Origin of the sequence: Nocardia sp. NPDC047648 (assembly GCF_040642815.1) — a bacterium.
GTDB classification, from domain to species: Bacteria; Actinomycetota; Actinomycetes; order Mycobacteriales; family Mycobacteriaceae; genus Nocardia; species Nocardia gamkensis.
In genome coordinates this window covers 12,655-34,934 of the sequence record NZ_JBEYSX010000017.1, presented here as the reverse complement: position 1 = coordinate 34,934, position 22,280 = coordinate 12,655, and the positions used below count along the sequence as shown (strand labels likewise).

Genomic DNA, 22,280 nt, shown 5'->3' with positions numbered 1-22,280 from the left:
CGCCGCCGCCGCGGCGCGGGCACTTCAGGCCACCGATCGATGCACTTTCCGGAATTACCCGTTCGCCTTCTTGTACGCCTCGACGACCTCGGCGGAGATCCGTCCACGCGCCGACACATCGATGCCGTTCTTGCGCGCCCATTCCCGGATCACCGTGGCCTGTTCCCGATCGGTCGCCGACCGCAGAACACCGCCGCGGCCGCGGCGCGCGCGACCGACCCTGCGGGCATACGGAACCCATTGCTCGAAGAATCCACGTAACTGACCGGCATTGTCCGCCGACAAGTCCATCTCGTAGGCCACGCCGTCCACGGCGAAAGACACTGTTTCCTCGGCCTGAGACTTGCCGTCGTAGTCATCGACCAGTGTCACGACGACCTTGCGTGCCATAGAGATAATCCCTTCACGGTTACCGAGCGCGTGCAGTCGAAAAAACAATCGTAGCCAGTAGATAACAGATCGGTTCCGCCCCTGGAACGGCGGGGTCCCTTCCGCGGCACGGGATGAGTCGCAGCGAGCGACGCACGCCGACAACCGTCGAGCCTCCACATATTGCCCGCGCATCGGGCGAAGCCGCAAACTCCGCACCCGCATCCACCCGGACGAGCCTCGCTGTGGCACGGACATTTCCGGCGATGCCCCGGATTCCTGGGGCACTGCCGGCGCCCGGCGTCGTGGCCGCGATCACCGCGCTCGACCCGCACGACGGCGGGTCACCGGTGGCGCCGGGCTGGTGCACGGCACCGAAATAGCCGTTCGAACTCCGCACCCGAGCATCCCCGCGCGCCGGAATCGACTGCCGCCGCGAATTTTTCGCCGAGCCGACACGCGGCACCACGGTCGGACCACTCCCACCGGTGAGAAGGGAACGACTCGGCCCGCGCCTAGTCTGGACGGCGCCCGGTCGAGCCGGAATACTGGCGTGCGCCGGTTCCGCAGGAGCCGATCACGCCGGGTATGGCGCGGCCGGTCGGCTCACCTTCGGACGAAAGGATCATCTCCCGATTCTGCGAACAGTGTCGGCCCGTTGAGAACGGCGGGGGGCCGAGTACCGTTCCGAACTCTGTCGAGCGAGCAGGACGTCCGCGGGAGGCGGATCCCTGCAACGAACCAGATATCGGCCGATTCGTGGAATCCGGCCGGACGAGCCCAGTGCACGAGCGGAAGTCGATAGTATGCGTGTGGCCTTGTTGCCCGCAGGTACCAGGGGCGATCATCAACCGTATCTCGCGTTGGCGCACGAATTCCGCGCCCGCGGGCACGAAGTGGAAATCACCGCCACCCGCAATCAAGCGCACATTGTGCGCAAAGCGGGCTTCGATCCTCGGGTGATTCCCTTCGACGCCGCCGAACTGCTCGAGACGACCGCGGCGAAGCGAGCACTGGCCTCCGGAAAGACGCTGCCGTTCATTCGCATCATGCTCGACACGGTGCGGATCATCGAGGGTGAACGCGGTGTGGCGATGCACGAGGTGCTCGCGCGAACCTGCGCGTCCGCCGATGTCGTCGTCGCGTGCGCGTCGACGCTGCCGTGGGCGATGGAGTTCCGCGAGAAGACCGGTACCCCGGTGATCGGCTGCCTGCCCTACCCGCTCGAACGCACCGACGAGTTCCCGTCGTCGTTCATGGCGAAGAACATGACCTCGTCCCGCATTCTGTCGCGGGCGACCTACAGCCTTTTCGAATTCTCCTACACGTTCCTGTATCGCAAGGTCGACCGTCAATTGCGCCGTCAGATGGGTTTGGCGGGCAGGCCGCGCAATCCTTTCCGGCGGCTGCGTGCCGAACGGATACCGCTCGTCCACATGGTGAGCCCCGTGCTGTTGCCGAAGCCGCACGATTGGCCCGAACGCGCCACGATCGTGGGCGCCTCCATTCTGCCCCCGCAACTGCGCGACGCCTGGGGCGAAGCGGTCGTCGACCCGGAACTCGACGCCTGGCTCGACGAAGGGGAACCCCCGATCTATTTCTGCATGACCGGAATGCCCGTGCTCGATCCGGTGGAATGCCGCGAGATGATCGCGACGGTCTGCGCGCGCCTGGGGGCACGGGCACTCGTCACCGTGAAAGGCGAGGGATTCCCGAAAGGATTCAGCGCCGACCGCACCCTGCTGATCATCGATTCGTTCGATTACGACCGCGTCCTGCCGCGCTGCGCCGCGGTGGTGCATCACGGCGGCAGCGGAAATACCCACGACGTGGTGCGGGCGGGGATTCCGGCCGTGGTGATCCCGGTGCACAGCGATCAATTCTTCTACGGCTGGCGGATCGCCGCGCTCGGTATCGGCGCGACATTCCCCTATCGCACGATCACCCCCGATCGACTGCACCAGGCGCTGGCGCAGGCCCTCACGCCGCGGGTGCGGCAGCGAGCGGCCGAGATCGGCCGCACGGTCGCGCAGGAGAACGGCGTACTCGCGGCGGTCGACGCCGCCGAGAAACTCGCCGCCGCGACACCCCGACCATGAGACGCCGGACGGCCGCCGCGCGCGATCGCGGCGTCGTCCGGCGCGCGCACGACCACCGTGACAGTCGAGTTCCGAAGGTTGTTACCGCATGACCGATTACCGTTCGTTCGTCGATGTCCTGCTCGCCCGCGGCGAGACCCTGACCGACACCACGGCCTACCGCTTCCTGCGCACCGGTGACGCCGACGGCGCCATCGACGAGATCACCTACGCCGCCGTGTCGGCCCGGGCGCGGGCCATCGCCGCCGCGTTGCAGGACCGCGGCGTCCGCCGGGCGCTGCTGCTGTATCCGTCCGGATTGGATTTCATCGCGGCCTTTTTCGGCTGCCTGGCCGCGAACGTCGTCGCCGTGCCCGCGCCGCTGCCGCAACTGGACACCCGGTCGCTGCGGCGGTTGCGGCACATGGTCACCGATGCCGACGTCGGCGCGGTGCTCACCACCGGCCAGGTCCGCGTCGACGCGACAGCGGCGGTCGCGGAAGTTCCCGAACTGGGTGCGCTCACGTGGCTGGCGACCGACGAGATCGCCGACGACGCGGCCGCCGCATGGCGACAGCCCGCCGTCGGCCCGGACTCGGTCGCCTTCCTGCAATACACCTCCGGTTCGACCAGCGCGCCCCGCGGCGTCGTGGTCACCCACGCGAACCTGCTGCACAACGAGCGCGCCATCGCCACGGCACTGGGCCATACGCCGGAGGTGCTTGCCTCGCTCACCGACGCGCTGTTCGTCAGCTGGCTGCCGATGTACCACGATATGGGGCTCATCGCGCCGGTTCTGCAGACGATGTTCGTCGGCGCGAACGCGGTGCTGTTGTCTCCCCGGCACTTCCTGCAACGCCCCGAACGCTGGCCGCAGGCGGTGTCGGAGTTCGGCGCGCACACCAGCGGCGGTCCCAACTTCGGCTACGAACTGTGCCTGCGCCGGATGACCTCCGAGCAGATCGACCGGCTCGACCTGCGCGGCTGGAAGGTGGCGTTCAACGGCTCGGAGACGGTGCGTCCGGCCACCGTGCGCCGGTTCGCCGACACCTTCGCCTGCGCCGGATTCCGGGCCGAATCGTTCCAGCCGGTCTATGGCTTGGCCGAGGCGACGCTCATCGTCAGCGCCGCCGAACTCGGCGCGCCTCCGACGGTCGTCCTGCCGCCCGGGCGCTCCGAGCTGGCCGGGGTGGGACGCCCGGTCGAAGGGCTGTCGATCGTCATCGTCGACCCCGAGCGCCGCACCGAATGCGCCGACGGCACCGAGGGCGAGATCTGGGTGTCCGGCACCAGTGTCGCCGCCGGATACTTCGGCAACGAAGCGGCCACCGCCGAGACCTTCCACGCCCGGCTCGGCGACGACGATCGCGCGTTCCTGCGGACCGGGGATCTGGGTTTCGTGTCCGGCGGTGAGCTGTTCGTCACGGGCAGGCGCAAGGATCTGCTGATCATCGACGGCAAGAACCACTACCCGCAGGATCTGGAGCTGACGGCCGAAACCGCGCACGACACCGTGCGCGCGGGCTGCGTCGCGGCGTTCTCCGTAGACGAGGGCCTCGACGGGGAACTGCCCGTGGTGGTCGCGGAGGTACGCACCGAGGACCCGGCCGAACTCGCCGACGCCGAGGACGCGATCCGCGCGGCGATCGGCGCCGAGCACGGACTCACTCTGCGATCGGTGGTCTTGATCCGGCCCGGCGCCCTGCTCAAGACCAGCAGTGGCAAGGTGCAGCGGCAAGCCTGCCGCGCCGCTTATCTCGACGACGCGTTGTCGCCGCTGCTGTCCCTGCGAGGCGAATTCGACGAGATCGGCGTCCCACCCGCCGCGCCGGGCGGTGCGGCGATGAGCGCCGACGCCATGCAGAGCCGACTGGTGGACATCATCGCCCGGCTGGCGTATCTCGATCCGGCGCGCATCGACGTGCACCGGCCGCTGGTCGAATTCGGCCTCGGCTCCGCCGATCTGGTCGAGCTCGTCGTGGAGCTGTCCGACCAGGTCGGGCGGACCCTGGACACCAACCTGTTCTTCGAGCACCCCACCATCGCGCAAGTGGTGGCGGCGCTGCACCCCGCCGAAGCAGAGGCCACGCCCGTCCCGGACCGACAGCACACCGACGGCGAACCCGACGCCGTGTCTGTCCCGACGCAGGCGCGCACCGCAGCCGAGGCCGCACCCGTCCCGTCAGGGCGCACCGACGATGCCATCGCGATCATCGCGATGGCCTGTCGTTTCCCCGGCGGCGCCGACGATCCGGAATCGTTGTGGCGCCTGCTGGACGAGGGACGCGACGGCCTGTCCGAGGTGCCGCCCGGGCGCTGGAGCACCGACGGGCTCTACGACCCGGACCCGGCCGCCGAGGGCAAGGCGTACACCTTCCGCGGCGGGTACCTCACCCGGGTGGACGAGTTCGACGCCGCGTTCTTCGGTATCGGCCCGCGTGAGGCGGCGGTGATGGACCCGCAGCAGCGGCTCATGCTGGAACTGAGCTGGGAGGCGATCGAGCGGTCCGGTCGCGACCCGAGGCGGTTGCAGGGCAGCATGACCGGTGTCTATTTCGGGGTGTACAGCACCGGCTATCTCGCCGACCCGGCTCCGCAGCAGTTGAACGGGCAGGTCGGCACCGGGCTGTCGCCTGCCGTGGCATCCGGACGGATCGCGTACACACTCGGATTGCACGGTCCGGCCGTCACCCTCGACACCGCGTGCTCCTCCTCGATCGTCGCCATGCACCTGGCGGCGCAGGCGTTGCGCGCGGGCGAATGCGATCTGGCCCTGGCGGGCGGCACGACGCTGCTGATGAGCCCGACCGCGCACGTGGAGCTGTGCAAACTCGGTGTGCTGTCGCCGTCGGGGCGGTGCGCGCCGTTCTCGGCGGGGGCGGACGGCACGGTGTGGGCCGAGGGCGCCGGTCTGGTGCTGCTGAAGCGGCTCGACGACGCCCGGCGCGACGGTGACCGGGTGCTCGCGGTGTTCCGCGGCTCCGCGGTCAACCAGGACGGCCGCAGCCAAGGTATCAGCGCTCCCAACGGTTTCGCGCAGGAGCAGGTCATCAAGGCGGCGTTGCGCTCGGCCGGGCTGACGCCCGCGGACGTGGACTACGTCGAAGCGCACGGCACCGGCACCGCCCTCGGCGATCCGATCGAAGCCCGCGCCCTGGCGCGCGTCTTCGGTCCCGGCCGCGAACCAGGGCGCCCGCTCGGCGTGGGCTCGCTGAAGTCCAACGTGGGCCACACCCAGGCCGCGGCGGGAATCGGCGGGGTCATCAAACTGGTCCTCGGGCTACAGCACGAGCGGATACCGGGGATGGCCCACGACGGGCCGCCGACCTCGCAGATCGACTGGGCCGGTAGCGGTTTGGTTGTGCACACCGATTCGGCGCCATGGCCTCGGGGTGCCCGGCCCCGCCGCGCGGGCGTCAGTGCGTTCGGGCTCAGCGGAACCAACGCCCACCTGATCCTCGAGGACCCGCCCGCCGTCGACGACACCTCAGGCTCGTTCGACGACGCTCCGGACGACCGCCGGGTCGCGCTGCTGCCGATCTCGGCCCGCAACCGGGCCGCGCTGCACGGTCAGGCGCGTCGCCTGCTCGAGCGCGTCACCGGCGACCCCGCGCTGGACCCCGCGCCGGTGTCGCGCTCGCTGGCGTTGCAGCGCACACCGTTCGAATGGCGCGCCGTCGTGGTCGCGGGCACACGCGACGAAATGCTGTCCGGCCTGGGCGATCTGGTCGAGGAGCGGGCGGTGCCCGATGTCGTGGCCGCCACGGACGCGGCGCTCACCGCGGGCAAGACGGCGTTCGTCTTCCCCGGGCAAGGCGTGCAGTGGGCGGGGATGGCGCGCGACATGCTGGCCAGGTCGGAGGTGTTCCGCGCCGAGTTCGCCCGCTGCGACGAGGCGTTCCGGCACCGCACCGGCTGGTCGCTGGCGACCGGGCTGTTCACCTTCACCGCGGCGCAACTCGGCGACTTCACCCTCGTGCAACCGCTGCTGTTCGCGACGATGGCGGCGCTCGCGGCCACTTGGCGGGACGCGGGCGTCACACCGGACGCCGTGATCGGGCACAGCCAGGGCGAGATCGCCGCGGCCTACGTCTCGGGTGCGTTGAGCCTCGACGACGCCGCCCGCGTGGTCGTGGCACGCAGCCGCCTGATGGCGGACATCACCGAGGAAGGCGCGATGGCGATGGTCGGCCTGCCCGCGCACCGGCTCGCGGAACGCTTGGCGGCCGACGAGGCGGTGTCGGTCGCGGCGATCAATGTGCCCGGCTCGACGATCGTGGCCGGAGCCCGCCACGCGGTGGAGACACTGGTGCGTGCGCTGCGGGACGACCAGGTCGAGGTCCGGGTGCTGGCCGCGGGACCGGCGCTGGCGGGGCATTCGGCGCTGCTGGAACCGATCCGGCAGCGACTGCTGGACGAACTCGCCGGGTTGAGCGCGGCCCCACCGGACGTCGCGTGGTACTCCACCGTGCTCGGCGAACAGCTGGCGGACGACTCCGCCGACGGCGGCTACTGGTACCGCAACGCGCGCGAACCGGTCCGGTTCGCGAGCACGATCGAGCGCATGATCGGCGACGGGTTCCGGTATTTCGTCGAGCTCGGGGTGCATCCGCTGCTGACCACGGCGGTGCGCGCGGTCGCGGAGGACATCGGCGGCGAGGTCGTGGCGGTCGGTTCGCTGGTGCGCGACGAGGACGGGCCACGCAGTCTGGCCCGCGCCCAGGCCGCGCTCTGGGTGGCGGGCCGCGACCTGGACTGGTCACGCCTTGTGCCCGCACGCGGCAGCGTCGAGCTGCCGACCTACGCCTTCGACCGGCGGCGGTTCTGGACCGAGCCGGTGTCCGAGGACGCCGCGGCACTGGGGTTGCGGCCCGCGGGTCATCCTTTCGTCGGCGCGGTCGTGCCGCACCCCGATTCCGGCGGTGTGACGCTGACCGGCCGGATCTCGCTGCGGACGCATCCGTGGCTGGCCGAGCACGCCGCGCCCGCCGCGGTGGTGCTGCCCGGCACCGGGCTGGTCGAGCTCGCGGTCCGCGCCGGTGACGAGGTGGCCGCCGGACACGTGCGCGAACTCGTGCTGCACGCGCCGCTGGTGCTCGCGCAGGATGCCGCGACGCAGATCCAAGTGGTGGTCGCCGACGCCGACCCCGATGGTGACCACCCGGTGTCGATCCACTCCCGGCTCGAGCGCGATCTCGACACCTCGTGGACGTTGCACGCCCGCGGGGTGCTGGCGGCGACCCACGGAACCGAGACCAGCGGCGGCGACACCGCGCAGTGGCCTCCGGCGGGTGCGACGGCCGTGGACGTGGCCGACATGTACGCGCGGCTGTCCGATCGCGGACACCGGTACGGGCCGCTGTTCCGGTCGGTGCGCGCGGCATGGCGGCGCGGGGAGGAAGTCTTCGCCGAGGTGGCGCTTCCGGAGTCCGCGCACGGCGACGCCGCGCGGTTCGAGATCCATCCCGCATTGCTCGACTCCGCCCTGCACGCGGCGCTTCTGCTCGGCGCGGACGACAGTGGTTCGGCGCTGCTGCCGTTCGCCTGGGCGGGGGTGAGCTTGCATGCCTCCGGCGCGACGGCGTTGCGCGTCCGGATCACCCGTGACGGCTCGGACGGGGTGCGTGTCCTGGCGAACGATCACACCGGCCGCCCGGTCGTGTCGGTGCGGTCGCTGATCCTGCGGCCCGCGCCCGCCGCGCAGGTGCTCGACGGGGCGCTGTCCGCCGCGCATCGCACGTTGTTCCGGCCGGAGTGGTCGGCGCTCGCGGCGCCGGCGGCGGTCCGGCCGGTCGTCGCCGTGCCCTGGTCGCTGCTCGGCCCGCACGATCCGGCGCCGGAGGCGGTGCTCATCGACGTCGCCGAGGGTGATTCGATCGACGCCGTGCACGCCGCGGTCCGGCGCACGCTGGAAGCCTTGCAAGCGGCACTGGACGATCCGCGCCTGACGGCGGCGGCCATCGTCGTGCGCACCCGCCGGGCGATGGCGCTGCCCGGCGAGGACGTCCCGAACACCGCGGGAGCGGCGGTCTGGGGCTTGGCGCGGGCGGCGCAGTCGGAGAACCCGGATCGCATCGTGCTGGTCGACAGCGCCGACGCCGAGGTCGATATCGCGACCGTCCTGGCCTGCGGGGCGGCGCAGGTTCTCGTGCGCGACGGCGCCCTGTCCGCGCCGCGGCTCGCGCGAGCGCCCATGGCCGAGGCCGCGCGGGGCGGCGTGGAGTTCGGCGACGGGTACGTGCTCGTCACCGGAGCGCCGGGACGGCTCGGCTCGCTGCTGGCCCGGCATCTGGTGCGAGCCCACGGGGTCGGCAAGCTGCTGCTGGTCAGCCGCCGGGGCGCCGACGGTCCCGGTGCCGACGAGTTGCGCGCCGAACTCACCGGTCTGGGAGCGGAAGTGGTCTTCGCCCGCTGCGACGTGGCCGATCGCGCCGCGCTGGCCGAGGTGCTGCGCGGACGCACGCTCAGCGGCGTCGTCCACGCCGCGATGGTGCTCGACGACGGCACGCTGGGCTCGCTGACTCCCGACCGGCTCGCCGCGGTCCTGCGCCCGAAGGTCGACGCGGCGCATCACCTGCACGAGCTGACCGCGGACATGGACCTGTCGTGCTTCGTGCTGTTCTCGTCCGTGGCGGGCGTCCTCGGCAATCCCGGACAGGCGAACTACGCCGCCGCCAACGCCTACCTCGATGCCCTCGCCACCCACCGCGTCGCCCGAGGGCGCACCGCTCAGTCGCTGGCGTGGGGTCCGTGGAGCCTGGACATGCACGAGGTGATGGCGGCGGCGGACATCCGTCGCATGGAACGCTCCGGCATGCGCCCGCTCAGCGCGCGGGACGGTTTGGCCGCGTTCGACGCGGCGCTGCGGCGGGCCGAGCCGGTGCTAGCGCCGATGCGGATCGATGCCGACGCGATGCGGCGCGCGCCGTACGTGCCGTTGCTGCTGCGCGGGCTGGTCCGTCCGCCTGCGCGCCGCACGGCCGCGCACCGCGACGTGGCCGACCCGTCGGTACGGTCGCGCTTCGCCGAGCGGCTGCGCGGATTGCCGCCCGGTGAGGCGACCGCGGTCGCGGTCGACGTGGTGGCGCGCGTCGCCGCCGACGTGCTGGGACATACCGGTGCGGACGCCATCGCACCGGACCGGTCGTTCCAGGGGCTGGGCATGGATTCGCTGATGGCGGTGGAACTGCGCAACCGGTTGCGCGACGATACCGGCATCCTGGTCCCGCTCGGCGAGATCCTCGCCAACCAGAGCGCCGCCGCGCTGGCCGAATACCTCGTCGCCGAGGCGGCGCACACGGACACCGCCGTGCCTGCCGCGCGTCCGGCCGAGCAGGACGTCCCCGAGGTCGTCACCCTGCCCGTCACGCGAGACCTGATGCGGCTGCTGCGCACCGCCCAGCAGGGCATTCCGAGTGTCGCCCAGACCGGCGGACTGGCCATGCGCCTGCCCAGGGCGATCGGCCACACCGACGCGGAAGCGATGCTCGCCCGCCTCGCCGGACGCCACGCCGCGCTGCGCACGGTGATCGTGCCCAGCGACGAGCACGGCACCCGGCTGCAGGTGCGGTCCCGCCCGGGCGGGCCGCTGCTGCGCAGTTCGGCGGTCGACCGGCTCGACGACGCCGTGGCGCGCACCCGGTTCCGTGAGCTGATGCGCGAACCGTTCGACCTGGCGCAGGGGCCGCTGTGGCGGTTCGAACTGCTGACGTCCGAGTCCGGCGAACAGACCCTGATCTTCGGTGCCCACCACGGCATGTGCGATGTCCAATCGATGATGCTGGTCGCCGGGGAGATCGGTGCCGAGCTGTCCGGCGCGCACTACCCGGAAACACTGTCCAACAAGGACATCCACGATCTGCTCGCCGCGCAGGCACCGCAGGCCGAGCCCGACGCCGCATGGCGCAGGGAGTTCACCGGCTGCCGCCGCCTCGACCTCACCCTCGCCCGCCCCCGGCCCGCGCAGCGCAGTCACCGAGCCGGGGAGGTGCTGCTGGAACTGCCCGAGGGGCTGCAGGACCGCGCGGCGTGGCGGGCCCGGGAGCTGGGCATCACGCCGGCGGCGCTGTTCCTCGGCACCCTGACGGTGCTGCTGGCCCGGCGGCAGGACACCGATCGTTTCGCGCTCGCCGTCCCGGTGGACACCCGCATCCACGCCGACGCGCCGACAGCCGTCGGCTATTTCGGTGTGCCGGTGCCCTATCCGGCGACCGTCGAGCCCGGCGAGTCGATCGATGACCTGCTGCACCGGACCGGCGACCGGCTACGGCGGCTGCTGGTGCCCGGAGCCGGTTTCTCCGACGTCCTCACCACACTCGCGGCGGAGGGCCTGTATCGGGACAACGCGCCGCTGGTCGAGGTGTACTTCAACTATCTGCGGGCCAATTCCGCCGTCCACCGCGCGGACCTGGTTCCGGTGGGGACCGGTTACTCCGATCTCGACCTCATGGTGGCCGTGCTGGCCGACGCGGATCAGATCTGGTTCACCTACAACGCCGACATCATCGACGACGCGACCTGCACCCGTCTCGGTCAGGACTACCTGGCACTGCTCGGCGAGGTGGTCGAGCACTCCGGGCTGCCGGTGCGCCCACCGCGCACGGACACACCGCGAGGCGTCGCGTTCGGGGCCACGTTCGCGCTGGGGAAGCTGCCGGATCTATACAGCGCGGCCGCGCATGCCCACGGCGCGGACGGGCGGACCGTGCTCGAAGCGCCCTACCATCACGTCCTGGCCGGATTGCGCGACCCGTCCGGGGTCTTCGCCCAGCCGTCGACCGCGCTGGGCATCGTGCTGCTGCGGGCGGCCGACCTGGAGCGATTCGGTCCGCTCACCGACGACTCGCTCACCGAACTGGCCGAGCAATACCCCGCCGCCGTCCGGGAGGCCGCCGAGCGTGCCCGGGTGCCGATCATCGTCGGCCTGCTTCCCGCTCCCGGCCTCGACGAGCGGTTGCTGCGGTGGGAGCGGTTGACCGCCGAACGGCTGCGGGAGATTCCCGGCGTCGCGGTGCTCACCGAAGCCGACTGGACCCGTGACCACCCGGTGGCACACCGTTTCGACGAGCAGACCGACGCGCTGGCGCACCTGCCGTTCACCGAGGAGTTCCAGGCGGCGGTGGCGCTGACGCTCGCCGCCGTCGCGCGCGTCGCGTTGCTGCCCGCCCCGAAAGTCATCGCCGTGGACGGCGACGACACCTTGTGGAGCGGCGTCGTGGGCGAAATCGGGCCCGCGGCGGTCACCTTCGACCCGCCGCGGATCACGCTGGCGCGGCGGCTGCGGCAGTGGCGTGCCGCGGGCACCCTGCTGGTGCTGATCAGCAACAACGACGATGATTCCGTGCACGCGGTCCTGGACCGTCCGGACAGTCCGCTGCACGCCGCGGACTTCGCCATCGTCTCCACCGGATGGGACAGCAAAGCCGAACGGCTCGAGGAGGCCGCGCGCACCTTGGGTCTGGCATCGGACGACGTGGTCTATCTCGACGACAACCCGGTGGAGATCGCGAAGATGCGTTCCCGACTGCCGGAAGTGCTCGCGGTGACCTGTCCGCCGATCGAGGAACTGGAGGCCTTCCTGACCCGATTGTGGCCGGTTACGCCGGTGGCGGTGACCGAGGAGGACGCCGAGCGGGCGGAGTTCTACCGGCGCGAACGCGAACGCGACCTGGCCCGCGAACAACTGGACTTCGCGCGGTTCCTCGAGAGTCTGCACCTGGTGGTGACCGTCGAGCGGCTCTCCGACCGAAGCCGGGCGCGCGCCGCTCAGCTGATCCGGCGCACCAGCCAATTCGTTCTGGGCCCGAGCACCGAGCAGGATGTCGACCGCTGGCAGGAGGACGGCGAGGTGTGGACCGCGGCGGCGCGCGACCGGTTCGGCGACTACGGAACGATCGCCGTGCTCGCGCTGCGCGCCGAGGGGACCGCGCTGGGTGTGCGCGGATGGCATCTCAGCTGCCGCGCCCTCGGCCGCGGCGTCGAGGAACACCTGCTGGGCTGGCTGGCCGACCGCGCGGCCGCGCTGGGTTGCACGACGGTGCGCATGACCGTCCACCGCACCGAGCGCAACGTGCCCGCCCGCCGGTTGGCCGCCGCCCTGGGCGGTGGCGCCACCGATACCGAGCGGCTCGATGTCGAGGTGCCGCTGGATCGCCTGCGGACGTTCCGGTCCTGGGCGCGATGATCATGGCCGACAAGGAGTTTCCCGTGCGCAGTCCGAACGGCGAGCACCCGCCGCGTCTCGAGCGAGCCGATCGCCGCGACCTCGCCGAGGCCATCGAGCGCGGTGGCGGCCTGGACGTGTCCGCGTTGCTCGCGCGCGCGGGTGGCGACGCGCCCCCCGCGACGGCGGCGATCGAACGTCGCGAACAGTGGGATCCGGAGTCGCTCACGGCGGCGGTCACCCGGCTGGCGAACCGATTCACCGCCGAAACCGTCGGCCCGGACACGGATTTCTTCGACGGCGGCGCCACCTCCGTCGCGGCGGTGCAGTTCGTGGCGGCGCTCGCCCGCGAACTCGACGTGCACCTGGAGTTGGACGACGTGTTCGCCGACGCGCGTCCGCGCAGGCTCGCGCGGCGCTGGCTGGGCACCGGTACGGACGCCAGGGACCACGAGAGCATCGCGCCGGCATCCGATTCGGTGGACGACGAGTTCGCGCAGCTGATGTCCGATGTCGCCGGAGCCGACCGGTTGCCGCTGGTCGACCCGCCGGAGCGGGTGGCGCCACGCCGTGTGCTGCTCACCGGCGCCACCGGTTTCCTCGGCAGCCATCTGCTGCTGGACCTGTTGCGCGGCAGCGACGCCCACGTCGTCTGCCTGGTTCGCGCGCGGGACGAGACCGACGGCCTCGACCGGCTGGCCGCCGCGCTGACGCGGTTCCTGCTGCCGTGGTCACCGGAGGTGCGCAGGCGGGTGACGGTGCTGGCCGGCGACCTGCGGGAGCCGAACCTCGGCCTGTCCGAGCAACGCTGGACCGCGCTGGCGGACGAGGTCGACGCGATCGTCAACGTGGGCGCCGCGGTGGACTTCCTGCGCGGCTACCGATCCCTGCGCCGCGGCAACGTGCTCGGCCCGCTGACCCTCGCCCGGCTGGCCGCGACCGGCAGACCGAAACCGCTGCACCACATCTCCTCGATCGCGGTGTTCAACGAACTCGGCATCGCCTCGATGGGCGAGGACGATCCGGTGGCGAATATCGGCAAGCTCGTGATCGGCTACGACCGCACGAAGTGGGCGGCCGAGGCGGTGATGCGGCGGGCGCGTGAGCACGGACTGGTGGTCACGGTGCTGCGACCCGGTGGAATCGGCGGACACCGGGAGACCGGTGCGCACAACCCCCGCGACCTCAACAGCGGCATCATCGCGGCCCTGTCGCGGTTCGGCACCGTCCCCGCGCTGCGCAATCTCCATGTCGCCCCGGTGGATTGGGTCAGCAAGGTCGCGGCGGCCATCGTGTGCGCGCCGGGGGCGTGGGGCCACAACTACCATCTCACCGGCACGCCGACCACGCTGGAGCAGATGCTCGGCGAGTCGGCGGCGCTGGGCATGGACATGCGGGTGCAGCATTGGGCCGCCTGGTGTGACGAGGTGGTGGAACGGATCCGCACCGAGCCGGTCCCGGAGCTGGAATCGCTGGCGCAGGTGTTGCAGAGCCCGGTCGCGCGCCACCCGCTGGAGACGATGGCCTCCGTTCCCGCCGCCACCGACGACCGAACCCGCGCCTTCCTGCGCGCCCACAACCTGCCCCAGCCGGTCCGCTACGGCGCTCGGTCACAAAGCAAGACGCTGGAAATGCTCGCGGGCACCGGTCTGGCCCGGCTGCCGCAGCCGCGGGACGCACCGTATCTGTGGTTCGCGGAAACCCTGGCGGGCACCCTCGGAGCCGTGGACGGGGCGGCCGACACCTCCTGCACCCTGAATCTGCGCTTGTCCATCGCGAGCACCCACCAGCTGGTGGCCGGGCGCACGGTCGATGTCGGTGGCGAACTACGGTGCGCACGCCTGCACGACGAACCCCTCACCGTGTCCGGTGTGCTGTCGGTGCGCCCGCACGACGGCATCCCGATCCGGCACGGACTGCGGCATCCGCTGATGCACTACCGGCTGTCGCTGCGCGACGCCGACGGCGGGCGGTGGTGGCTGTCCGGTTACAAATACGCCGAGGCGCGCCGCACCCTCATCAGGCAGGCGCGCACGCTGACCGTGGAACTCGGCCGCGAGGGCGAACCGGCGAGCCTCAGCGGCGAAGTCGCCGTGCCGCTGGAGACCTATTTGCGCGATCAGATCGATGGCATTCAGGTCGATCCGCGATTGTCCGAGCGCCAGCGGCGGACCGCGAAATTGTTGTGGCTGAGCTGGTTCGGTTCCCAGCTCGGTAAGGGCCTGCTGGAACCGGCGTTGCGCGTGGGCACCGAGCTGCTGGATCTGCGCCGAAACGCGAAGGAGTCGCGCTGATGCTCACCCCGATCCGGCCGGGCGCCGCCCCGACGCTGGAGGAGATCCCGTTCCGTGCCGCCGACGGTCTGCGGCTGGGCTTGCGCCGCGTCGTCGCCGCCGAGGCCGACCGGCCCGCGGTCCTGCTGGTCCACGGCCACGGCGTCTCCTCGGAGATGTTCCTGGCGCCGGAGATCCGCACGGTCGTCGACGCGCTGCTCGACGCGGGATACCAACCGTGGCTGCTGGACTGGCGCGGCAGCTCCCGACTGCCCTACAACGCCGCCGGGCCGCGTTTCAGCTTCGACGACGTGGCCCTCTACGACCTCCCCGGAGCCGTCGAGGAGATCCGCCTGCGCATCGGCGACCGGCCACTGTTCGTGGTCGCGCACTGCGTCGGGGCCTTGGCGCTGTCGATGAGCATGGCCGCGGGACTGCTGCCCGGCTTGGCCGGCGTCGTGGCCCAGGGGGTCTTCCTCACCCCGAAAGTGAGCAGCGCGGTGCGGATGCGCGTGCTCGTGGGCGGCGAACTGCTCGGCTCCCGCGTCCACCACCTCGAGTCCGACTTCCGCAGAGTCGGGCTGTGGTCACGCAAAACACTGCTCTACGCCCTGCTCACCCGGAAAGGGGAATGCACCGACCCCACCTGCCGGATGGTGCACGGCAGCTGGGGCATGGGCGCGCAGCTGTTCGTCCACGACCACCTCGATCCGCGCACCCACGACCGTTTGGCGGAACTGTTCGGGCCGATCCCGGTTCATGTGCTGCCCCAGCTGCGGCGGATGGAGCTGGCGCACGCGGTGCAACGCTGGAACGACAACGACGACCGCTACCGCGTGCTCCCGGAGAACGCCCTCGACCACGCCGACCGGATCGATTGCCCGGTGCTGCTGTTGTCGGGCAGCCGCAACGAGGTCTGGCTCGACTCCAACAAGCTGTGCCACGACGTGCTCACCACCCGCCATCCCGGGCTGGACGTGCGCTACATCGAGATCCCTTCCTACGGCCACCTCGACACCTTCCTCGGTCGCGGCGCCGCGCTCGACGTATACGGGCACATCCTCGAATTCCTCGACGGCTGTGCGCCTTCCGCGGCCGGACGGGGCACCGCGTGAGCGCGGACGACCGCTCGTTGCGCATCGCGATGTTCGCGGACTTCCATCCGGCCACCCTCGGGGGAATCCAGACGTCGATGCGCGCGCAGCGCACGGCCTTGGAACGACTGGGGCATCGCGTCACCGTGTTCACCATCCCCCCGCCGGATCCCGTGCCGCCGGATCCCGGGATCGTCGTGCTCGCCACCACGGCCGGATTGGCCGTGAACGGCTATCCGGTCGCCCTGCCGACCCGAAGGAATGCCCGCCTCATCGACGCGGTGTTCGCCGAGCGCGGTTTCGATGTCGTGCACGCGCAGACCACCTACGGAGCGGGCATCGCCGGATTGCGCGCCGCGCGCCGCCACGGCCTTGCGGCGGTGCAGTCCATGCACAGCCGCGACGACTCCTTCATCGAACGCAATTCCCCGTTTCCCTACCTCGCCGCGCTCACCATGCGCGTGCTGCACGGCAGCTTCGTCGGCCTGCGCGGGACGATGCCGAAGTCGGCGGAAAGCCGCATGGCACGCCACGCCTGGCGGCCGCTGGTCGCGCAGGCGCGAGCAGCCGACCACGTCGTGGTGCCGACACGGCATTTCGCCCAGCGGTTGGCCGCGCACGGGGTGGATCGGCCGATGCACGTGGTGTCCAACGGAGTCGACGACGATCTGGTGCGCGCTCTCCCCGAGCGGCCCCGTGGCCGGGACCCGTTGCTGCGCGTGCTGTGGTGCGGCAGGTTCTCGGCGGAGAAGCGGCCGCTGGACGCCATCGAGGCGGTGCACCGGGCCGAGGGCTGCACCCTCGACATCTACGGTGCGGGAGCGTTGGAGGCGCGCCTGCGCGCGGCCGTCGACCGGCTCGGGCTGCACGAGCGGGTTCGGCTGCACGGCGAGGTGAGCCAGGCGCAGTGCTTGGCGGCCATGCGTGCCCACGATGTGCTGCTGTTCCCCTCCGCCGGGTGTGACACGCAAGGCATGGTTCTGCTCGAGGCGGTCGCGGTGGGCCTTCCCGTGCTGCACTGCGACCCCGACGTCACCGAAACCGTGCCCGAGGGCGGCGAATTCCGGGCCCGCGACGCCTCGACGGCCGCACTCACCGAAGCGCTGCGGCTGCTGGCGGCTCAACCGGACCGGCTCACCGCCATGCGCGAGGTCTTGGCACGCCACGCGGGCCGAACGCTGCAGTCGCGGTTCACCGAACGACTGGTCGCGGTCTACACCGAGGCGATCGCGACCGCCGCGTCAAGCCGGTTGCCGTAGCGGCAGGCCCGCGGCCGCGTAGATCGCATCGATGACGGTCATCGTCGCCACCGCGTCCTGGGCGGAGGTGAGCACCGGCTCCCCGTGCCGCACCGCCGCGACGAAGGCGTCGAGCTGATAGGCGTAGGTGCTGCGGCGCGAGATCTTCTCCGTGCGCCTGCCGCCCCGCGAACGCACCGACAGCCTGCGCGGCAGTTGCGGCGCCACCGGATTGAGCAACCGCAGTTCACCGCGTTCGCCCACCACGCGCGCCCCGATGCGCAGCAGGTCCGACGACCACATCGAGCAGCGCACCCGCCCGGTATGCCCGGAGGGGAAGCGCAGTTCGGCGCTCATCGCGCGGTCGATGTGCGGGCCGCGCAATTTCGCGGTCGCGGCGATGACCTCCGGGTTCTCGCCGCCGAAGACCCGGGCCATGTGCACCGCGTAGCAGCCCGCGTCCATCAGCGCCCCGCCCGCGAGGGCGTAGTCATAGCGGATGTCGGAGAATCGCGGCAGCGGAAAACACATCGCGGTGTCCACCCGCACCAGCTCGCCGAGTTCGCCGGAGGCGATGATCTCCTCGGCCCGCCTGGTCATCGGGTGGTAGCGGTAGTGGAAGGCCTCCATGACCACCCGGTCCGACCTCGCGGCCAGCGCCGCGATCTCCTCGGCCTCGGCGGCGTTGGCGGTGAACGGTTTCTCGCACAGCACGTGCTTGCCCGCGGCGAGCGCCTCCTTCGTCCACCGGCCGTGCAGACCGTTCGGCAGCGGGTTGTAGACCGCGTCGATGTCGGGCGCGGCGATCAGCGCGGCATAGCTGTCGAAGACCTGCGCGATACCGTGTTCGCGCGCGAACGCCCGCCCGCGTTCCGGCTCGCGGGCAGCCACGGCGGCGACCACCGTGTCCGCGTTCGCCCCTGCGGGTCGCACGACGGCGGCGGGCGCGATGCGGGCGGCGCCCAGGATGCCGATCCGCAGGGGCTGTCCGGATGGTGTCATGGGCGCGACTGTAGCAATGGATCCGCTTGCGGCGCCGGGTGTCCCGTCAGGCAGACGGGGCGTCGCCGTACACCGTCAACCAGATCGCCCGGCCCAGCGCCTCCGCCAGCGCGTCGTCGGTGACCCCGGAGCCGGAGGAGAAGCTCACCGCGATCGCGCGTTCCACCATCGAGGTCAGCACGACGGCGGTGGCCTGCGGATCGATCGCCGGACTGATCCGGCCCGCGGCACGGTCGGTTTCCAGCCGCGAGCGCACCACCGCCACGAACGAGGCGACCCGGCCGCGCCAATACGCGCCGACGTCGCGGTCGTAGGCGGCGACTTCGCTGAGCGCCAGCAGCAGCGACCGGTGCTCCCGGAACCCCGCGATCATGGTCCGCACGGCCGTCACCACACCGGCCTGCCGCCCGGTGTGCTCGGTGATCCACCAGCGCTCCGCCGCCTCGAACAGATCCGCGGTGGCCAATTCGGCCATGCGGATCAGCAGCCGGCTCTTGTCCGGGAAATACCGGTAGAACGTCGACCTCGCCGACTGCGAGGCGGCGGCGATCCGGTGGACGGCGATCTCGGTGTAGGGCGTGCCGTCGGCGAGCAACTCCTCCACCGCGGCGAGGACGCGTCGCTCGAAATCCGCGCGCCGATCGTCGACCGGTTTGCGTGCGTTTCTGGGGACACGGGTCAGCGAGGGCATCCGGGTCCTCTCTGCGGCGCGGCGGCCGCGTGCTCGGCTGTGCCGGTCGGGTGCGTCCCCCCATTCTGCCGACACGGCACCGATATTGACATTCGGGCACCCACCGCTCACCATCGATCGGACACAGTGTCCGAGACTATGCGACCGAGGTGTTCGGGCATGCGCGGTTCTTCTCCCCCGGCAATCGAGTACACCGACGTGGTCGTGGTGGGCGCGCGGTGCGCGGGCTCCGCGACCGCCATCGCGTTGGCGCGAGCCGGGCGCGACGTGCTCGCGCTGGACTCGGCGCGCTTTCCCTCCGACACCCTCTCGACGCACCTGCTGTGGCCCGGCGGCCTGGCCGAACTGCATCGCACGGGCGCCCTCGACCGTGTCCTCCGGCTCGGCGCGCCCCCGCTGACCACGGCCTTCGCCGACGGCGGCGGCTACGCGGTCCGGTCGTCCTTCACACCGGTGGACGGCGTCGACCACGCGATGTGCGTGCGGCGGACCGGACTGGACGCCGCGCTCGTGGCCACCGCCGTCGAGGCGGGAGCACGGATCCGCGAGGGCGTGCGGGTCACCGATCTGCTGTGGTCGGGGGATCGCTGCGCCGGCGTTCGCTACGCCGACGGAAGCGGCGAACACGAGGTACGTGCCCGCCTGGTCGTCGGCGCGGACGGTCGCCGCAGTACGGTGGCCCGGCTCGTCGGCGCCACCCGGCCCCGATTGTCCGCACCGAGCGGACGGGACTGCTTGTTCGCCTACTGGCACGACGGCGCGGCCGACCAGCGGCACATCGCGGCCCAATGGCGGAACGGTCCGGATCTCGGCACCGCGTTCCCCTGCGACGACGGCTTGCTGCTGAGCCTCGTCCAACCGCCCGCGCAGCCCGCCGAACCGGGTGGCGGGCGCGCCGAGCGCAGGTATCAGGAGGCGATCGAGCGCCTGCCCGGACTCTCACGGCGCCTGCGCGTTTGCCGCCGCGTCGGGCGGGTGCGTTCGGCCACCGGACTGGCGTCCTACTTCCGGCGCTCGACCGGGCCGGGCTGGGCGCTGCCCGGTGACGCGGGCCATTTCAAGGATCCGGTGACCGCGCAAGGCATCCGGGATGCCTTGCGCTACGGCCGGCTGCTCGGCGAACTGGCCGCCGCTGCCCTCGACGACACCGAGCACCTCGACACCGCCTTGGCCGCGTGGGAACGGCTGCGCGATCGCGAATGCCTGAGTGTCTACCAGTGGACCAATCGGCTGGCCCGGGGTACGGCGATGCGCCCTGTGGAAATCGAGCTCTACCGCAGGGCCGCGGCCGACCCCTCGCTGGCCGACGCGGTCACCGAGATCTTCTCGCGCACCGTGGCTCCCGAAGACGTCTTCACTCCCGCACGCGCGGCGGCGCTCGCGGCGGGAGCATTGCGCGCATTGTGGCGCGCCCCCTGGCCGGTCCTCGCGAATCTGGCGGACGAATTCCGCGACACAGTCTCCGAACGGAGGGAAGCGTGCGCCTTCACGCGCTCCGATCCCGCCGACGCCATCCAGTCCCGGCCGCCGCGGCGCGTTCTCGCGGCATCTTCAGGAGATCGACATGCATGACCCGCGTCCTCGGCCGACCATCGACCTCACCCGCCGCGACCTGTTGCGCGGCACGCTCGCGGCCGGACTGGCCCTCACCGCCGCCCCGGCGCACGCCGCACCGCCCGGACCACGCCGAACGCCCGCGCTGCGCACCGGAGGAAAGTCGGTCGCGGTGCTCGGCGGGGGCGTCGCCGGGCTGTCGGCGGCCCACGAACTGATCGAGCGGGGATACGCGGTCACCGTGTACGAACCGGCGTTCCTCGGCGGCAAGGCGCGCAGCATGGGTGTGCCGGGCACCGGCACCGACGGCCGCTCGGACCTGCCCGGCGAGCACGGCTTCCGGTTCTTTCCCGGCTGCTATCAGAACCTTCCGGACACCATGCGGCGCATTCCCTTCCCCGGCAATCCCGATGGCGTCGCGGGCAACCTCGTCCGCGTCGAGGGCACCGTCGCCGGTTTCCGGGGCAGGCCGCCGATCTACGCGCCGGTCGAATTCGGGGGTCTCGACCAGATCAACCCGCAGCGGTTGCAGAGCACGCTGATCGGCGCGTTCGGCTTCATTCCGGAACTGCCACCGGCCGAACTCGCGTTCTTCGCCAAACAGATGGCCGTCTGGTTCACCTCTTGCACCGAACGGCGTTTCGGGCAGTGGGAATACGTCACGTGGGAGCAGATCCTGCGGGCCGAAGGCAAGTCACCGGCTTATCGCGAATACCTGGTCAGCGCCCTCACCCGGATCACCGTGGCGGCCAAACCCCAGCTGAGTTCGGCGCGCACGATCGGCACCATCGGGGAGGCCCTGGTGCTGGCGGGGACCGGGGCGATACCGCAGTACTCCGCGGGAATCGACCGTATTCTCAACCGTCCCACCAACGAAGCGTGGATCGACCCCTGGGTCACATATCTGCGCTCGCGGGGCGTGCAATTCGTGCCGGGCCTGCGGGCGACACGGCTGCAGCTTCGCGATGGCCGGATCGCCTCGGCGACGCTGACGGATCCCGGCGGCCGCTCCACCGTGGTCACCGCGGACTGGTATCTGTGCGCGATGCCGGTGGACAAGGCGGTCACGCTGCTGACCGACGACATCCTCGACACCGACCCGCATCTGGCGGGCATGCGGGAGCTGCGGACCGACTGGATGGTCGGTATTCAGTACTACCTCGCCAACCCCACCGAGTTGCCGGAAGGCCATATCGCCGCCCTCGGCTCCCCGTGGGCGCTCACCGCCTTGCGCCAAGCGCCCATGTGGGTCGGCGACTTCGCCACCCGTTACGGCGACGGCACGGTGCGCGAATGCCTTTCGGTGGACATCTCCGACTGGGATTCCCCCGGCATCCGCTTCGACCGGCCCGCCAAACAATGCTCCGCGGAGGAGATCGCCGAAGAGGTGTGGGCACAGCTCACGGAGTGGCTCAACACCGGGACGGGATGGCTGCGTCCCGAGGACATCCGCTCCTGGCATCTGGACCCCGGAATCACCTGGACCGCGAACGGCGTGCGCAACGAGACTCCGCTACTGGTCAACACCGTCGGCTCCTACGATCACCGGCCGCAGGCCCACTGCGCCATCCCGAACTTGTTCTTCGGCGGCGATCACGTACGCAACCACATCGACCTCGCCACGATGGAAGGCGCCAACGAATCCGGGCGCGCCGCCACCAACGCGATCCTCGACGCCGCCGACGACCCGGCCCCCCGCGTACCGATCTTCCCGCTGGTGTCCCTGCCGGTCTTCGAACCGTGGAAACACATCGACGCCGATCGGTATCGCGCCGGATTGCCGCACCTGCTCGACGTGTGACCGGGCGGGCCCATCGCC

At 71.3% G+C, this 22,280-nt stretch carries 10 protein-coding genes; 7 read left to right on the top strand and 3 right to left on the bottom strand.

Annotated elements, in window-relative coordinates; all coding sequences use genetic code 11:
* Positions 1 to 54 precede the first annotated feature (54 nt).
* Complete coding sequence (locus tag ABZ803_RS29170; RefSeq protein WP_357044159.1) at positions 55 to 390, bottom strand: Lsr2 family protein; 336 nt, start codon at positions 388 to 390, stop codon at positions 55 to 57.
* Positions 391 to 1,175: 785 nt separating this feature from the next.
* Here ABZ803_RS29170 and ABZ803_RS29165 point away from each other — a divergent pair.
* From ABZ803_RS29165 to ABZ803_RS29145, 5 genes are all read left to right on the top strand, one after another.
* Positions 1,176 to 2,468, top strand: a complete 1,293-nt coding sequence (locus tag ABZ803_RS29165; RefSeq protein WP_357044157.1) for a glycosyltransferase — start codon at positions 1,176 to 1,178, stop codon at positions 2,466 to 2,468.
* An 88-nt stretch (positions 2,469 to 2,556) separates the two neighbouring features.
* Complete coding sequence (locus ABZ803_RS29160; RefSeq protein WP_357044155.1) at positions 2,557 to 12,630, top strand: HAD-IIIC family phosphatase; 10,074 nt, start codon at positions 2,557 to 2,559, stop codon at positions 12,628 to 12,630.
* 23 nt (positions 12,631 to 12,653) lie between these two features.
* On the top strand, positions 12,654 to 14,903 hold the full coding sequence (locus ABZ803_RS29155; RefSeq protein ID WP_357044153.1) for a thioester reductase domain-containing protein: 2,250 nt from the start codon (positions 12,654 to 12,656) through the stop codon (positions 14,901 to 14,903).
* Positions 14,903 to 15,997, top strand: coding sequence for an alpha/beta fold hydrolase (locus tag ABZ803_RS29150; protein ID WP_357044151.1), 1,095 nt, complete (start codon positions 14,903 to 14,905; stop codon positions 15,995 to 15,997). Before ABZ803_RS29155 ends, ABZ803_RS29150 begins: the two co-directional genes overlap by 1 nt.
* A complete protein-coding gene (locus ABZ803_RS29145; protein ID WP_357044149.1) occupies positions 15,994 to 17,235 on the top strand; it encodes a glycosyltransferase in 1,242 nt (413 codons plus the stop codon). Before ABZ803_RS29150 ends, ABZ803_RS29145 begins: the two co-directional genes overlap by 4 nt.
* Here ABZ803_RS29145 and ABZ803_RS29140 read toward each other — a convergent pair.
* On the bottom strand, positions 17,218 to 18,216 hold the full coding sequence (locus ABZ803_RS29140) for a Gfo/Idh/MocA family oxidoreductase (protein ID WP_357044147.1): 999 nt from the start codon (positions 18,214 to 18,216) through the stop codon (positions 17,218 to 17,220). The two genes, ABZ803_RS29145 and ABZ803_RS29140, sit on opposite strands and share 18 nt — an antisense overlap.
* 46 nt (positions 18,217 to 18,262) lie before the next feature.
* Positions 18,263 to 18,907, bottom strand: a complete 645-nt coding sequence (locus ABZ803_RS29135; RefSeq protein ID WP_357044145.1) for a TetR/AcrR family transcriptional regulator — start codon at positions 18,905 to 18,907, stop codon at positions 18,263 to 18,265.
* Positions 18,908 to 19,066: 159 nt separating this feature from the next.
* On the opposite strand from ABZ803_RS29135, the gene ABZ803_RS29130 reads away from it, so the two are divergent.
* Positions 19,067 to 20,479, top strand: coding sequence for an NAD(P)/FAD-dependent oxidoreductase (locus ABZ803_RS29130; RefSeq protein WP_357044143.1), 1,413 nt, complete (start codon positions 19,067 to 19,069; stop codon positions 20,477 to 20,479).
* Positions 20,472 to 22,262 carry an FAD-dependent oxidoreductase gene (locus ABZ803_RS29125; RefSeq protein ID WP_357044141.1) on the top strand — a complete coding sequence of 597 codons (1,791 nt, stop codon included), beginning with the start codon at positions 20,472 to 20,474 and terminating at the stop codon, positions 22,260 to 22,262. The genes ABZ803_RS29130 and ABZ803_RS29125 overlap by 8 nt, the downstream gene beginning before the upstream one ends.
* The last annotated feature ends 18 nt before the right edge of the window (positions 22,263 to 22,280 follow it).

Excerpts from the sequence above, each read along its gene's own strand:
- ABZ803_RS29125 (WP_357044141.1), top strand. The coding sequence starts at position 20,472 with ATGCATGACCCGCGTCCTCGGCCGACCATCGACCTCACCCGCCGCGAC.
- ABZ803_RS29130 (WP_357044143.1), top strand. The coding sequence starts at position 19,067 with ATGCGCGGTTCTTCTCCCCCGGCAATCGAGTACACCGACGTGGTCGTG.
- ABZ803_RS29165 (WP_357044157.1), top strand. The coding sequence starts at position 1,176 with ATGCGTGTGGCCTTGTTGCCCGCAGGTACCAGGGGCGATCATCAACCG.
- ABZ803_RS29170 (WP_357044159.1), bottom strand. The coding sequence starts at position 390 with ATGGCACGCAAGGTCGTCGTGACACTGGTCGATGACTACGACGGCAAG.
- ABZ803_RS29150 (WP_357044151.1), top strand. The coding sequence starts at position 14,903 with ATGCTCACCCCGATCCGGCCGGGCGCCGCCCCGACGCTGGAGGAGATC.
- ABZ803_RS29135 (WP_357044145.1), bottom strand. The coding sequence starts at position 18,907 with ATGCCCTCGCTGACCCGTGTCCCCAGAAACGCACGCAAACCGGTCGAC.
- ABZ803_RS29140 (WP_357044147.1), bottom strand. The coding sequence starts at position 18,216 with ATGACACCATCCGGACAGCCCCTGCGGATCGGCATCCTGGGCGCCGCC.
- ABZ803_RS29160 (WP_357044155.1), top strand. The coding sequence starts at position 2,557 with ATGACCGATTACCGTTCGTTCGTCGATGTCCTGCTCGCCCGCGGCGAG.